Annotated in this window: 9 protein-coding genes; 2 read left to right on the top strand and 7 right to left on the bottom strand. The window is 59.8% G+C overall.

What is annotated here, in order from left to right:
• The first annotated feature begins 37 nt into the window (after window positions 1-37).
• Window positions 38-2,998 (top strand): bifunctional [glutamine synthetase] adenylyltransferase/[glutamine synthetase]-adenylyl-L-tyrosine phosphorylase, encoded by a 2,961-nt coding sequence (locus FHT86_RS11030; RefSeq protein ID WP_133706765.1) that lies wholly within the window; start codon window positions 38-40, stop codon window positions 2,996-2,998.
• A 1-nt stretch (window position 2,999) separates the two neighbouring features.
• Here FHT86_RS11030 and FHT86_RS11025 read toward each other — a convergent pair whose 3' ends face one another.
• From FHT86_RS11025 to FHT86_RS11010, 4 genes are all read right to left on the bottom strand, one after another.
• Entirely contained in the window at window positions 3,000-5,315 is a 2,316-nt protein-coding gene (locus FHT86_RS11025; RefSeq protein WP_133706764.1) for a PAS domain-containing sensor histidine kinase, read from the bottom strand.
• A 230-nt stretch (window positions 5,316-5,545) separates the two neighbouring features.
• Complete coding sequence (gene pepN / locus FHT86_RS11020; protein ID WP_133706763.1) at window positions 5,546-8,194, bottom strand: aminopeptidase N; 2,649 nt, start codon at window positions 8,192-8,194, stop codon at window positions 5,546-5,548.
• Window positions 8,195-8,368: 174 nt separating this feature from the next.
• On the bottom strand, window positions 8,369-9,478 hold the full coding sequence (locus FHT86_RS38430) for a methyl-accepting chemotaxis protein (RefSeq protein WP_133706762.1): 1,110 nt from the start codon (window positions 9,476-9,478) through the stop codon (window positions 8,369-8,371).
• A gap of 189 nt (window positions 9,479-9,667) precedes the next feature.
• Window positions 9,668-10,906, bottom strand: coding sequence for an MFS transporter (locus tag FHT86_RS11010; protein WP_133706761.1), 1,239 nt, complete (start codon window positions 10,904-10,906; stop codon window positions 9,668-9,670).
• 338 nt (window positions 10,907-11,244) lie between these two features.
• Here FHT86_RS11010 and FHT86_RS11005 point away from each other — a divergent pair, with 338 nt between their 5' ends.
• Window positions 11,245-12,117, top strand: a complete 873-nt coding sequence (locus tag FHT86_RS11005) for a hypothetical protein (RefSeq protein WP_133706760.1) — start codon at window positions 11,245-11,247, stop codon at window positions 12,115-12,117.
• 407 nt (window positions 12,118-12,524) lie between these two features.
• Here FHT86_RS11005 and FHT86_RS11000 read toward each other — a convergent pair whose 3' ends face one another.
• The 3 genes from FHT86_RS11000 to FHT86_RS10990 all read right to left on the bottom strand — a co-directional run bounded on the left by FHT86_RS11000 (window position 12,525) and on the right by FHT86_RS10990 (window position 15,090).
• Window positions 12,525-12,716, bottom strand: coding sequence for a hypothetical protein (locus tag FHT86_RS11000; protein ID WP_133706758.1), 192 nt, complete (start codon window positions 12,714-12,716; stop codon window positions 12,525-12,527).
• A gap of 141 nt (window positions 12,717-12,857) precedes the next feature.
• Window positions 12,858-13,745: a uracil-DNA glycosylase family protein gene (locus FHT86_RS10995; RefSeq protein ID WP_133706756.1), complete on the bottom strand. Its 888-nt coding sequence runs from the start codon at window positions 13,743-13,745 to the stop codon at window positions 12,858-12,860.
• A gap of 55 nt (window positions 13,746-13,800) precedes the next feature.
• The gene (locus FHT86_RS10990; RefSeq protein WP_133706755.1) at window positions 13,801-15,090 is read right to left on the bottom strand and encodes an Hsp70 family protein; all 1,290 of its coding nucleotides are present in this window, start codon (window positions 15,088-15,090) and stop codon (window positions 13,801-13,803) included.
• Window positions 15,091-15,183: the final 93 nt, after the last annotated feature.

The raw sequence follows: 15,183 nt of genomic DNA, 5'->3' as shown, positions 1-15,183 counted from the left end.
GTTCAATCGGAGGCGCGGCGCAGTTGGGGAGAGCTGGATGACGACGACGGAAAGCGATTTGTTGCAGGATGTTCCGCCCGGGCGACTTCGCCCGCTCAATCAGACGGAGCTGAAATCGACGCTCGCCGACCTCAAGGATATCGCCGCATCGGAACCGCTAATTGCCGCGCTTCTCAATAGCGACGGTCCGCTGCGCGACTTCATTGCCGCCGCATTGACACTCTCACCCTATCTCCGCGAAACCGCCAATCTCGACCCGGCGCTGCTCGCCGCAGCCATCAGCAAACCGCTGTCGCCGCAAATCGAGGTTCTCGTGGCCGATGCTCGTCGCGCCTGGCTGCCGGCCTCCGATGATGCATCGTCGCCCTCGGAATCAGAGGTAATGAGCCGCTTGCGCATCGCCAAGCGCCGCGCCGCCTTCCTGATTGCGCTTGCCGACCTCGCCCGCATCTTCGACGGGAGAGCGACGACGCGCTGGCTGAGCGCCCTTGCCGAAGCCTCGATTTCAGCAACGATCGACCATCTGTTGCTATCGTCGCACGAGGCCGGCAAGATCACGGTCCGCGACCCTTCGACGCCGAGCTGCGGTTCTGGCCTTATCGTGCTCGGCATGGGCAAGCTCGGCGCCGAGGAGCTGAATTATTCCTCCGATATCGACCTGGTCGTTTTTTTCGACGAGATGGCCGGCATCGTTCCCAACCCTGACGATGCGATCGATATCTTCCCGCGGCTGATGCGCCGACTGGTGCGCATCCTGCAGGAGCGCACTGCAGACGGCTACGTCTTCCGAACTGATCTCCGTCTGCGCCCCGATCCCGGGTCTACGCCGCTTGCCATCCCCGTCGATGCGGCAATGATCTATTACGAGGGCAGGGGACAGAATTGGGAGCGCGCCGCCTTCATCAAGGCGCGCGCCGTCGGCGGCGATATTGCCGCCGGCCAAGCCTTCATTCGCGATCTTGTACCCTTCGTCTTCCGCAAATATCTCGACTATGCAGCGATATCGGATATCCATTCGATCAAGCGGCAGATCCATGTGCATAAGGGTCACGGCGCGATTGCGGTCAAAGGCCACAATGTCAAGCTCGGCCGCGGCGGCATCCGCGAGATCGAGTTCTTCGTGCAGACGCAGCAATTGATCGCCGGCGGACGCATGCCGGCGCTGCGCGGCCGCGCCACCGAGGAAACATTGGCGGAGCTGACCAAGGCGAAGTGGATCGACGCGGAAACGCGCGATGAACTGACGGAGGCCTATTGGTTTCTGCGCGATGTCGAGCACCGCATCCAGATGGTGCGCGACGAGCAAACGCATCTGCTTCCCGAAACGGATGCCGAGCTGAAGCGTATCGCCTTCATGATGGGCTTCCCCGATCTATCCAGCTTTGCCGAGGCGTTGGTCGCCACGCTAAAGACGGTCGAGCGGCGCTATGCGCGTCTGTTCGAGCAGGAGACCAAGCTTTCGACCGAGACCGGCAACCTCGTCTTTACCGGCCAGGGCGATGATCCAGATACGCTGGAAACATTGCGCCGCCTGGGCTTCGAGCGTCCTTCCGATATCTCCCATGTCATCCGCACATGGCACTACGGCCGCTACCGTGCCACGCAATCGGTCGAGGCGCGCGAGCGGTTGACCGAATTGACGCCGGAGCTGCTACGCGTCTTCGGCGAGAGCAAGCGGGCGGATCAGGCGCTGCTGCGTTTCGATAGTTTCATCTCCGGCCTGCCGGCTGGTATTCAGCTCTTTTCGCTGCTGAGTACAAATCCGACGCTGCTCTCGCTCATCGTCAACATCATGTCGTCAGCACCGCGACTTGCCGAGATTATCGCCGCCAAGCCGCATGTCTTCGATGGCATGTTGGACCCGGGCCTGATGGCAGAGCTGCCGACACGAGACTATTTGGCCGAGCGCATCGACAGCTTTCTGGCGCCGGCGCAGCACTACGAGGAGGTGCTGGATCGGTTGCGCATCTTCGCTTCGGAGCAGCGTTTTCTGATTGGCATTCGCCTGCTGACCGGCGCAATCGGCGGTGCCATGGCGGCCCGTGCATTCACTTATCTTGCCGATCTGATCGTCGAGGCGGCATTGAACGCGGTGATGAAGGAAATTCAGGCCGCACATGGCGACTATCCCGGCGGACGCGTAGCCGTCGTCGGCATGGGAAAGCTCGGCAGTTTCGAGCTCACCGCGGGTTCGGATATCGATATCATCCTGCTCTACGACTACGACGATGAAGCTGATGAATCCTCCGGGCAGAAGCCGCTCGATGCGACGCGCTATTTTACCCGCATCACCCAGCGGCTGATGGCGGCGCTCTCCGCGCCGACGGCGGAGGGCGTGCTCTATGAGGTCGACCTGCGCCTGCGTCCGTCCGGCAATAAGGGTCCGGTCGCAACGCGCATCAATTCCTTCGAGAAGTATCAGCGCGGGGAGGCCTGGACCTGGGAGCATATGGCGCTTTCCCGCGCGCGCCTGATTTGCGGCGATGAGGATCTCGTGCTGAATGCGGAGCGCATCATCAGCGAAGTGCTTTCGGCAAGGCGAGATATCCCAAAGATCGCCAAGGATGTCGCCGAGATGCGCGGTTTGATCGAGCAGGAAAAGCCGCCCGTGAGCATTTGGGACTTGAAGCTCATCCCCGGCGGCCTGATCGATATCGAATTCATCGCGCAATATCTGCGGCTGATCGCACCCGCCCGGGGCGTCGGCATCGATGCCAACGGCCTCAGTACTACCGAGGCGCTGAAATTGCTCGGCGGTAGCCTGATGGACCGCAACGATCTCGACCTCTGCCTGGAGGCGTTGCATCTCTATACAGAATTGTCGCAGTTGATCCGGCTCTGTGTCGATGGGCCGTTCGATCCGGACAGAGCCCCTTCCGGGCTGATCGAGCTGGTCTGCCGCGCCGGCGATTGCCCCGACATTCGTACGCTGGAAGCGGAACTGAAACGGCTTTCGAAAGCCGTGCGGAAAGTCTTCCAGTCGGTCGTGGGCGCCTAGCTCAACCCATGTCGGGGATACGAATGGCAATCACGGTGCCGATGCCTTCGCGTGAGCGGATGCGCATGCGGCCGCAGTGCAGCGTCGTCAGCGACCGCGAAATGGCAAGCCCAAGGCCTGAGCCTCCCTTGCTCTTGGCGTATTGGTTTTGCACCTGTTCGAAGGGCTGACCGATCTTGCCAAGCGCCGACTTCGGAATGCCGATGCCGGTGTCGGCGATCGTCAGCATCACGGCGTCCTCGACCTTGCGCGTACGCACCGCGATGCGGCCGCCGTCATTGGTGAACTTCACGGCATTGGAGAGGAGATTGAGCAGGATCTGTTTCATGGCGCGGCGGTCGGCCGTCAGCTTGATACCGGAGGAGATGCGCTGTTCGATGAGGATGTTCTTATAGGCGGCCGGAATGGAGGTGAAGCGCAGGCATTCCTCGATCAACGGCGCAAGATCGATCCGCTCGCAGGAGAGCTTGATATGGCCCGCTTCGATCTTCGACATGTCGAGAATGTCGTTGATGACGTTCAGCAGATGCTTGCCGCTGTCGTGGATATCCTTGGCGTATTCATTGTATTTTGCCGAACCCAGTGGGCCGAACATCTGGTCCTGCAGGATTTCGGAAAAGCCGAGAATGGCGTTGAGCGGCGTACGCAGCTCATGCGACATGTTGGCGAGGAATTCCGACTTGGCCTTGTTGGCGGCTTGGGCGCGTTCCTTTTCCGCGAGATAATTGGTGTTGGCGGTCGAAAGCTCCGCCTTCTGCCGCTCGAGGATCTGCCGGGAGGCTGAGAGATCGTTGATCGTCGCCATCAGCCTGCGCTCGGACTCACGCAGACGTTCCTGGTTGCGTTTCAACTGCGTGATGTCGGTGCCGACGGAAACGAGGCCGCCGTCGCGGGTGCGGCGTTCGTTGATCTGCAGCCAGCGCTCGTCGGCAAGCTGCACTTCCGTCGTTTGCGAGTGATTGGAGCGGTCGGGATCGACGATGCGCCGCTCGATGACGGGGCGGGCCGCGGCGGCGTTGACGGCAGCGCGCTCAGTGCCCGGCACCAGCACGTTGTCCGGTAGGCCGTAAGCCTGCTGAAAATGGCCGTTGCACATCACCAGGCGGTCGTTCTTGTCCCAGAGCACGAAGGCTTCCGAAGTACACTCGATCGCGTCCGCCAAGCGTTGGTCGGCCTCGGCATAACGCTGTGCCAGCCGATGCTGTTCGGTGACGTCCATGGCGATGCCGATCATATGGACATGGCCGGAATTGGTGCGGATGACCTGCGCACGGGCACGCATCCAGACATAGTGCCCTTTGGCATGACGAATGCGCAGGATCTGATCCACCTGGCCGGCATTGCCGCGGGTGACCGACCGCGCCAACGTATGCAGGCTATTGTCATCGGGATGCATCATGCGTGCCGCATCCACGAACGACAGCGGCCGATCGGCAGCCGGCAGGCCGAGCATATCGTACATCGACCGTGACCAGAAGAATTCGCGGCTGGCGAAATCGAAATCCCAGAGACCGCAACGGCCGCGCGACAGCGCGGTTTCGACGCGCAGATTGGATTCGAGGAAGATCTCGTCGGCATCGCGCGCCCGCTTCACTTGGGTATAGTAGGCGTAGAGAATGACAAGCAGGATGGAGGAGATGCCGGCGAAAAGCGTGACATTGAGCGTCAGCTCATCGCGCCAGAGCTTGTCGATCTGCTCCATCGAGGCGGCTGAGAGGACGAAATCGCCCTTGTCGCCGATCAGCGAAATTGCCGCATAATAGGGCGCGCCGTCGATCATTGTCTCGATCACACCGGCATGATCGCCGAAGCTTCTGATGGTTGAAACCTCCGGAAAGAAATCGGAGATGGTCAGGCCGATATAGGCGGAGCCAGCGGCCGACGAACCGAAGACACGGCCGCTCGCCTGAACGAGAAGGACGAATGCACCGGTGTCGAGCCGATCCTGCGGAAGGTAAGTTGCAAGTTTCTTTTCGGCGCCATTGCGGTCGCCGATCTGGAACAGGCTGGCATCATTGGAAAAGGCGGCGGAAGCGGCGGCGATGGAGAGCGAAGTCGCGCGCCGCGCCGCAGCCGCCATTCGCCCATGTTCCATCATCATGCCGAAGAAATGCGAGGCGGCGACGACCATCAGAAAGGAGACGATGAGGACAGGAATGACCCGCTTCAGAATGTGTTCCGCCTTCGGAAAGCGGCGCGAAACCGTCTCCGCCCGCGTTCCCGCGCGATCGGTAACACCGCTATGCCAGGATTTCAGACCGTCGAAATTAACACGCAGCCTTCCATCGGCCGCGGTTGCCCGCCGCACGTCCACCATCGCTCTAGCCTTGTCCCTCGTGTGATTCGCTGCGCCGCTCGCCCGAATCTGTCTTAATGAATCACTCGTGATTCGCCTTGTCCAGAGGCAAGGGTAAAACTTTCTTAACCATCTGCGATTTCGTGGTTTTTTGTACTCGCAATGGTAGGGCGCGGATGTCCGTGACTCGTTCTGGCTGAAAAAAGCGGATGCAAATCACCCGCCTTGATCGCCAATAAGCAAGGAGAAAATCACTCCTTGAGGATACGATCCACAATATCGCGAACGTCGGTCGAAAGGTTGCCGGCGCGTTCGATTTGCATCAAAGCGGAGCGGGCATGATCGGCGCGAACAGGCTCCAGCAAGCGCCAGGAGCGCATGGAGGTCAGGATTCGTGCAGCCAACTGCGGATTGCGCTGGTCGATATCGAGGATTTCCTGAGCGAGGAAACGATAGCCGGCGCCGTCGGCGCGGCCGAACCCAGTCGGATTGGCAAAGGCGAAGGTGCCGACGAGGGCGCGCATACGGTTCGGATTGGTGCGCTTGAAGAGGGGCGTTTCCATCAGACCCTGGATGCGCTCCAGGGTTGCTGCGCCTGGAATGGCCGCCTGGACGGCAAGCCATTTGTCGATGACCAGTGCGTTTTCTGTGAAGCGATCGTGGAAGTTCTCGAGCGCCGCCTTGGCCTCCGCCGTCTCCGGGAAGCGGTGGGCGAGGATCGTCAGAGCTGCGCTGAGATCGGTCATGTTGTTGGCCGCATCGAAGGCCGTTTTGGCGCGGGCCGGTGCATTGTCGGACTGTGACAGATAGGTAAGAGCAGCATTACGCAATGCCCTCCGTCCGGCGCTGGCTGCGTCCGGGCTGAAGGGGCCTGGCGTCTGCATGCTCTCGTAGAGGCCGGCGAAGACGCCTTTTCCAGCTTCGGCGATCAGTGAGAGGATCGCCTGACGACCGGCATGGATCGCATCGGGATCGTTGTCGCCGCCGAGCTCGCGGGCAATGTCTGCCTCGCTCGGCAGGGCGAGCGCCTGGGCGCGGAAGGCTGGCTCGAGGCTCTCGTCGCTTGCTGCCGCCAAAAGCGCATCGACGAAGGCTGCGTCGCAAGTGACCGGAATGCCCTGCCGGGCATCGCGGGCCGCCTGCAGCAGGTTCGGCAGGCCAAGGTCGATCAGCGCCTGCCAGCGGGCGAAATGATCGGTCTCATACCGGGCGACCGACGCCAGATCCTCGGCACTCTGGCTGAATTGCAGATTGATCGGTGTCGAGAAGCTACGATTCACCGACAGTACCGGTCGCGAAGGAATGCCGTGGAAGACAGCCGTCTGCGTCCGCGCAGTCAGGTGCAGGACGTCGTCGGTCAGCTCCGCGCCGGTCACCGATGTCGGCGTCAGCAATGCGCCGTCCTCGGCGAAAAGCGCCGTGCGCAGCGGAATATGCATCGGTTCCTTGGCCGTCTGGCCCGGGGTGGCCGGCACCATCTGTTCGAGCGACAGAGTGAAGGTCTTGGCTGCCGCGTCATAGGCGCCTGAAGCAGTCACCAACGGCGTGCCAGCCTGATGATACCAGAGCGAGAACTGCGTCAGGTCGCGGCCGCTGGCGTCTTCGAAACATTTGACGAAATCCTCGATCGTCACGGCCTGGCCGTCGTGGCGGTCGAAATAAAGATCCATGCCCTTCTTGAACAGATCGCGACCCAGGAGGGTGGCGATCATGCGCGTCACTTCGCTGCCCTTCTCGTAGACCGTCGTCGTGTAGAAGTTGTTGATTTCGCGATATTTCGTCGGGCGAACCGGATGAGCAAGCGGCCCACCGTCCTCCGGAAACTGCTCCGATTTCAGATGGCGGACTTCGGCGATGCGCTTGACCGGCCGCGAGCGCTGATCGGCAGAAAATTCGTGGTCGCGATAGACCGTCAAGCCTTCCTTGAGGCAAAGCTGGAACCAATCGCGGCAGGTGATACGATTGCCGGTCCAATTGTGGAAATATTCATGCGCGATGATCGCCTCGATATTGGCATAGTCGGCATCGGTGGCAATTTCCGGATCGGCAAGGACGTATTTGTCGTTGAAGACGTTGAGGCCCTTGTTCTCCATCGCCCCCATGTTGAAATCGGAGACGGCGACGATCATGAAGATGTCGAGATCGTATTCGCGGCCGAACCGCTCCTCATCCCATTTCATCGAACGCTTGAGCGCATCCATGGCATAGGCCGCACGCGGCTCCTTGCCATGTTCGACATAGATCTTCAGCGCCACTTCCCGGCCGGAGGCCGTAACGAACGTATCCTCGACAACACCGAGGTCGCCGGCGACGAGCGCGAAGAGATAGCTCGGCTTCGGATGCGGATCGAACCAGGCGGCGAAATGCTTGCCTTCGCCATAACCGGCGCCACCGAGGAAATTGCCGTTCGACAGCAGCAGAGGATTTGCGGCTTTATCGGCGATGATGTTGACCGTGTAGGGAGCGAGCACGTCGGGCCGATCGGGGAAATAGGTGATGCGGCGGAAGCCCTCGGCCTCGCACTGTGTGCAATAGATGCTGCCCGTGCGGTAGAGGCCCATCAACTGCGTATTGGCTTCGGGATTGATGACGGTCGTGATCGTCAGCTCGAAAGGCGCGCTCTCCGGCAGGTCGCGAACGGTCAGACTTTCCGCCATCGCCTCGTATTGCTCGGCCGGAACTTCCACTTGATCGAGCAGCAGTCCCGAGAGGGTCAGCTCGTCACCGTCGAGCACAAGCGGCGCTTGTCGGTCAGTGCCCTCGCGCCGGTGGAAGATCAACCGCGCTTCGACCTTGGTCTCTGTCGGATGCAGCTCGAAGGTGAGGTCCACGCGTTCCAGAACGAAGTCGGTGGGACGATAATCTGCCAGATACACGATCTGGCCGGTGTCTGTTCGCATGGTCTATCCTGATCAGGCTTCTACTGCGGCGGGCGGCGTTGATCCGGAGCGGCGCTCCAGACGGTAAATCCGCGCGCATCATTACATCGAAATCTGAACCAAAGCTAAAGTCATATCATCGCACCACTACAATTTGTGATGGCGAGGGAAGTATTTGATCAAGAAGGTCACGTTTCATTTTAGGTTGAAGGCCGCCTTGATCGCGTCGTCGGCTTCCGTTTGCTGTACGACCACACCATACCATCCGAGGCCATCATAGTCTTCATAGCCGAGCGTCTTGGCGTATGCGACGATGGCGCCGTTATTGTCGTAATAGCTACCCCGCGTCATGCCCTCGGGATTGGCAAGCGCAAAATGCGAGAACATCAGTTTCGGATCGCTGCAGGCAATGACACGCCTCTTGCCGTCGAGCAGCATCACCACAGTCTTTTCGGCGACCTGCGGCGGGAGGTTGGCTTCCTTGTCGACGATCGCCTGCCCTTGGTTCTGCCAGTCGAAATAGACACCCAGCGTGCCGATCTGTTTGCCATCCGATCGTCCGCCTTCGCGGATACCGGTGGCATAAACGAGCACATTGCGCTGGTCGTGAAACTCGCTTGGCTGAACTTCGTCGACAATATAGTCATCGCCCGACCGGCAGCTGGCCGCCGCCCTGAACCAGGGGTCCGAGGCGAGATTGGCGCCTGTGAGCTTGCGCTGGTAGGCGGGATTGGCCGAGGCGATGACCTGTCCCTTCATGTCGGTCACGACGAGATCGAGATAGACCGTATAGAAACGGTTGATAACGCCCAGCCGCTCGGCAGCGAAAGCCACGCGCTGCGGCTGCGGGTCCTGAAGCGCCTCCCACAGTGCCGTGTCGGTCGCCCACCACCGGACATCGGCGGTACGCTCGAAGAGATTGCGGACGATGAGCTGCACCAGCGTCTGGGCCAGATCGGTCAGGCGGACGCCCTCCATTTCCTCCACCAGCGCTTCGGCCATGTCGCGGCTGACGCCGATGCGGCCGAGCACGTTATCCTGAAATTTGCTCGCAATATCGGTGGCGATCTGCGCCAGGCGTTGTACCTCGTTGGCGACCACCGCGAAGCCCTTGCCGGTTTCGCCGGCGCGGGCGGCCTCGATGAGCGCGTTGATCGCCAGCAGCTTGATCTGCTTGACAACATGGGTGTTGTCGGTGCTGAAGCGCTCCAGGTCCTTGCCGATGCCGTCGGTGACGACCCGCATAGAGCGCGGTGTTACGGCACGCTGCTGGGGACTCCGTCCCATCGATTGGGCTGCTGTCATCGGATGCAAACCTCGGAAATAGTAAAAACTGAAGTGGCTGTCGGAAATACATGTTGCACCGCAGGAATTATTGACTGCGGTGAAATTAAATTGAAATGCTATGGTTTTAAAAAGGTTAATATGGCCCGCTATGGAGTAACCATACCGTTTTTGGACCAAAAAAAGTCTTGGCCGATAGCTTTGAGCCGATCAGTCGGCGGTTGACGGCAGCTGGCGGACGGTGGGTTCGCTGCCGCGTACGGGCAGGGGTATGGACTGGAAGTCCGTTTTTTCGACGCGCCCCTCGTTTGCCTTGCGCATGGCGATGCGCCAACCGGCATAGCCGGCATACAATGCGAAGGCGAGAGCCAGGAACCAGAGAAGGCCGGACGGGCCGGCGAGTTCCATCATCGCGCCGCCGACCAACGGGCCGGACACCGTGCCCAGCCCGTAGAGCAGCATGATGCCGCTGGAAATGGTGACATATTCGTCGGGCGCCGCGCGGTCGTTGGCATGAGCGACATTGAGCGCATAGATCGGATAGAGCACGGTGCCGATGAAGAAGCTGGCGATATAGAGCGTCAATTGCGCATGCACGTTGAACAACGTCATGATGACGCAGGCAAGGACGCCGACAACGCCGCAAACGATCATCACGTAGCGGCGGTCCATCAGGTCCGATATGCGGCCGATCGGCATTTGCGATACTGCGCCGCCGGCGAGCACGCAGGCCAGCAGCGTCGCGCCCTCCGCCGTGTTCATGCCGATATTCTGGGTATAAACGCCGCCAAGGCTGCTCCAGGTGCCGGAGAGGGCGCCCGACAGCAGGGAGCCGATGAAGGCGATCGGCGATAGCCGGTAAAGCTTCGGAAGGTCGAATTTGGCCTGATGGATCGGCGTCGGCGACTTTGCAGTCGACAGGGCCGTCGGCAGCATCGCGAGCGCGAAGATGACGCCGCAGAGAATGAAAAGGGAAGTATTGCTGGGGTCGCCGAGCGGCACCAGATATTGCCCGCCGATCGAGCCCACCAAACAGGTGATCATATAGACCGAGAAGATAGTCGCGCGGTTTTCGTTGGTGACCCGCTCGTTCAGCCAGCTTTCGATGATGAGATAAGCGCCGGCAATACCGAAGCCGCTGATGCAGCGGAAAACCAGCCAGGCACGCCAATCGACCATCAATGCGCAAAGCAGAATGCCGATGCTGAGCAGCGAGATCAGAGCGCCGAACACCCGCACATGTCCCACCCGTTGCACGAAACGCGGTGTGATGATGCAGGATATGGTGAAGCCGAAGGTGTACCCGGTGGCAATCACCGAAATGGTGAAGGTCGACCAGCCTTCCGCCACAGAGCGGATCGGAACGACGAAGTTCATCAAGCCATAGCCGACCATCATCAACAGCGTTGATAACATCAGACTGGCGATCGAGACGAGGCTGGCCAGCATTGGAGCGGGATTCCGGTCGATTGGATTGAAGGGGCTGCGGATTGCGAAAGCGCATCTTGCTCTAACGCAGCAACGATGCGCGATCAATCGCGACGGCATGTGACGCGGGTGGTTATTCTGTGTCCCGCCGTCGCGCCCGGTCATGGGAAAAGATGATGGAGAAAGAATGGTTTTAAAGTTAAATTATTTGTTTAACTTCTTGCGATAGCAGTGTTTTTACACAATTATAGCATGCTATGTGATTCCGGGGCTGTGGTCTGTGGCGGCAGATTTATCCAAAAAATTTAGAACAATTCCTTCCGTTTCGTATTTTAGAAGGGCGCCATAAGGAGGCCCGCTTGAGCTTTTCCGTCGAGCAACTTGTTCGCCATCCCGAATTCATATCCTCTCTGCGTTTTTTGGCGGAGGCACTGCGGGACCGTTACGACAGTGGACCGCGGATCGCACGTCTGTTGGCTTCACAACAGCGCTGGCTTCTGACCCAAACTGCCTATGCACTTCATCTCGAATACGATCCAACCGTACCCGGCTCCGGCCTGACCGTTGTCAAGCTTCGTGATGTCATCACACATTACCGCGTCGCTAGCCGCAACACCGTGCTGAGCTATATCGAGGAACTGCTGACGTATCGCTTCATTGCTCCCGCCGCTGGCGCTGTCCGACGTCCACGCCGCTACGAGCCGGCCGAGGTCAGTCACGCCGCAATGATAAGTTGGTATCTCGCCAATCTCGCCGCACTCGACCTGCTTGACAATGGTGGCCGTGCCGCCGCACTTGCCGCTCATCCAGAGCTGGTCGATCTGGCGCAGCCGCGTATGGCGCGCCGCTGTCTGGAGGTGGCCGCCTGGCGCGAGCCGCCGGAGCGTGTCGGCCTATTTCTCTGGACGGAGGCGGGCGGCCTGGTGATGGACCATCTCATCTCCCGGGTGGATCTGAGTATGGAAACGGACGGGCGCGTCAATCTCGGCCGCATCGACACACGCGCAATCGCCGCGCAGTTCATGATGTCGCGCACTCATCTGCAGCGTCTATTGCGTAAGGCTGCCGATGGCGGCAGTCTTGGCTGGTATGACGAACCGAAGAAGACACGTCTGTGGATGTCTCGTGACTTTCTCGACGAATATTGCCGGTGGCAGGCCGTGAAACTCGCTGCTGTGGATGAAGCTTTCACGTGGGCGCAGTCTGTAAAGGCGGGCACCGTTTCAGAATAATGAAGCGCAAAAAAAACGCCGGGCTAAGCCCGGCGCTGCTCTTCATGAAAATCTCTGATGAAAATCCGAAGCAAAAAAGGGCGGGATCGTTGATCCCGCCCTTTCCCAACTTATAAAGGTATGCCCACAGCCGCTGCCTGTGTAGGGCTTAGGTCGCTCTTGCCAGCCTTGCGCAGGCCGCGGGAGCGCTCGAATTCCTCCGCGGCGCGCACCGCTGAGCCGATATGCCCCACGGAGTCGAGAAGAGTGAAAAATGAACGCAAGCCTGAAGACAAGATGCAATCCCTGGAAACAAAATCACGCATGATGCTGTAGCGGATTTTGTGGTGTATCAATACACAATTCGGAAAACCTGGCTTGTACAAATTGCAAAGCTAAGCTTTGATTTGTCTCAGCTTTTCCGTTGGTCAGCACTCGCGAAAATCGGCGAATATCGCGGTCGGGCGGGCGACACGGGCAGAAATCCCGGTACCGCGAGCAGTCATCTGCTCATTGGCGGCAATGCCGAGGCTACGATGGCCGTTGGTGGCGCGCGCAGGTTCAAGGGCGCGGCGCAGGGTATCAAACCCGCAATGGATAGGACGGAAGCGAGCAGTCATGGCCTTGGTTCCTTTCAAGTTCCTCCCAAGACACACTGTCTATATTGCAGTGCAGCATTGATTCTGCAATGCGCACAGTTGGAACGCTGCCATGCAAAGGACGCATAGCAAATTTCATCTTCCGTTAACATTGATGAAAAATTAGACTGAAAGCTCGGCGTCAAAACGACTTTTGAACATCAAAAGATCGTTCCAGGCCAATCGCTTATTGATAGGAGCAGTCAGCAATTCCTGCGGATGGAGGCTGGCAATCGCTGATATCGGCCGGCCGGATATCGTCACTTCTCGCCATTGCCCGCGGAGGCCATGAATCGTTTCGTTGCTTTCAAAGAAGTGGCGCGCGGTAAAATTGCCAAGCAGCAGCAAGGCCTTCGGCTCTGCGAGCGCGATCTGCCGTTCGATGAAGGGACGGCATATCTCGATTTCCGGCGCAGAGGGTGCACGGTTGCCCGGTGGTCGCCACGGAATGATATTGGTGAGCAGGATGCCGTCGCGCTGTAAACCGATGGCGGCCAGCATTTTGTCGAGTAACTGTCCGGTTCGCCCGGCAAAGGGCGTGCCTTCGCGGTCATCATCGGCGCTCGGCATCGGGCCGATCACCATGATTCGGCCTTCGGCGGTGCCGCTAGCAAAGATTGTCGAGCGGGCGCTGTTTTTCAGATTGCAGCCGTTGAAGGCCTCCAGCGCCGTCTTGAGTTCGCTCAAAGACCGTGCGCTTTCGGCCGCAAACCGAGCCTGTTCGATAGCTTGCTCGTCAGGGATGGCCGGTGCGTTTCGCGGCGGCATCGCAGAGGCGGTCGGCTGTGCCGCCTGACGACGTTCCGCCTGCACAGCCGGCGGTGTCGCAGGCGGCGCTACCTCGACGCGCGGCTGGACTGCCCGGGCGCCTTGGCGAGTGGCCTTCATCACCTCGAATTCGGCAAAGCGATCGACCGCTTCCTCTTCGAGCAGCCACTCGGCACCGGCCTCCACATGAAAATGCAGAAGGGCGGCAAGTTCGGCTGGGGTGAGATCGTTGGCGGAGATCATTGGCGAACTCTAGCCAAAGCGGCGGGAGAACGAAAGGGCAGGGTGTGCTTCACCCTTATGCCGTCCACTGGCTGATGTCGTCGCGTTCGCCGATCAAGGCAAGACCATGGGCGATCGACAGCAACTCGCCGCCGGTTTCGATCCGCTCTTGACCGAAACGTTCGGTGAAGATGCGGCGCACCGCCGGCACGAAAGAGGTGCCGCCGGTGAGGAATACCTTGTCGATGGATTCCGGAGAAGTATTAGTCGTCGCCAGCACGTCGTCCAGCGCACCTTCGATGCGGCCGAGGTCGTCAGCGATCCAGCTTTCAAAATCGGCGCGGCGCACGGTCTTGCGGCCAGCCTTGCCAAGCGGCGGGAAGTTGAATTCGGCCTCATCGTCAGCCGAAAGCGCCATCTTCGTCGCCGATACGGCCTGATAAAGCGGATAGCCCTCGTCGTGTTCGACGAGATCGATAAAGGTCTCCAGCTTTTCCGGCTCCAGGCTGCTGCGCACCAGTTTTTTCAGATCGGCATATTCGCGCGAGGTCTTGAAGATCGATAGCTGGTTCCAGCGGCCGAAATTGGCGTAATAGGAAGTCGGCACCTCCAGCAGCTTGTCGAAGCTTTTGAAGAAGCTGCCTTTGCCGATCGCCGGCGAGACGATGTTGTCGATCATGCGGAAGTCGAAGTGATCGCCGGCAATGCCGACGCCGGAATGGCCGATCGGCGTCGCCGTTAGTTTTCCACCATGGGTCTCGAAGCGAATCAGCGAATAGTCCGTCGTGCCGCCGCCGAAATCGGCGACCAGCACGGTCGCGTCCGCTTTCAGATGCTGGGCGAAATAGAATGCAGCCGCGACCGGTTCATAGACGTAATGGATTTCCGGAAAGCCGAAGCGCGATAGCGCCGCGTTATAGCGTGCCGTAGCGAGAGATGCATCCGGATTGGCGCCGGCAAAATGCACCGGCCTGCCTGCGACGATGCGGCTGACATCCGCCGGCCAGCCGTCGCCAGCATAGGCGCGCAGCCGGCGCACGAAGATCTCCATCAGGTCCTCGAACGTGTGGCGCTTGGCAAAGATCAACGTGCCTTGGAAAAGCGCACTCGCGGCAAAAGTCTTGATCGATTGCAGAAATCGGCAATCGCCCGGGTTGTCGATGAACTGCCGGATGGCAGCATGCCCCGCCTCGACCTTCAATGCTGCAGCGCCGAGTCCTGGATCCTTCATGAAGGACAGTGCCGTGCGCATGCTGTCAGCGGTGCCGGCGGCACTGGTGAAGGCGACTGATTGCGTCGCCGGACCATCGGCAAGCGCCAAAACCGTGTTCGTTGTGCCGAAGTCGAAACCAAGCGCTCGAGCCATGCCCGCACTCCTTTCTGTCAAATTTTTTGGAATGGGGCGAAGCCCCTTTTGGGAAACGCGAGACGCGCCCTTGTCTCAGAGAGGGCGCGTCAT

This window comes from Rhizobium sp. BK313, from assembly GCF_014193655.1.
Lineage (GTDB): Bacteria > Pseudomonadota > Alphaproteobacteria > Rhizobiales > Rhizobiaceae > Rhizobium.
This window is presented reverse-complemented; position numbering and strand designations above follow the sequence as displayed.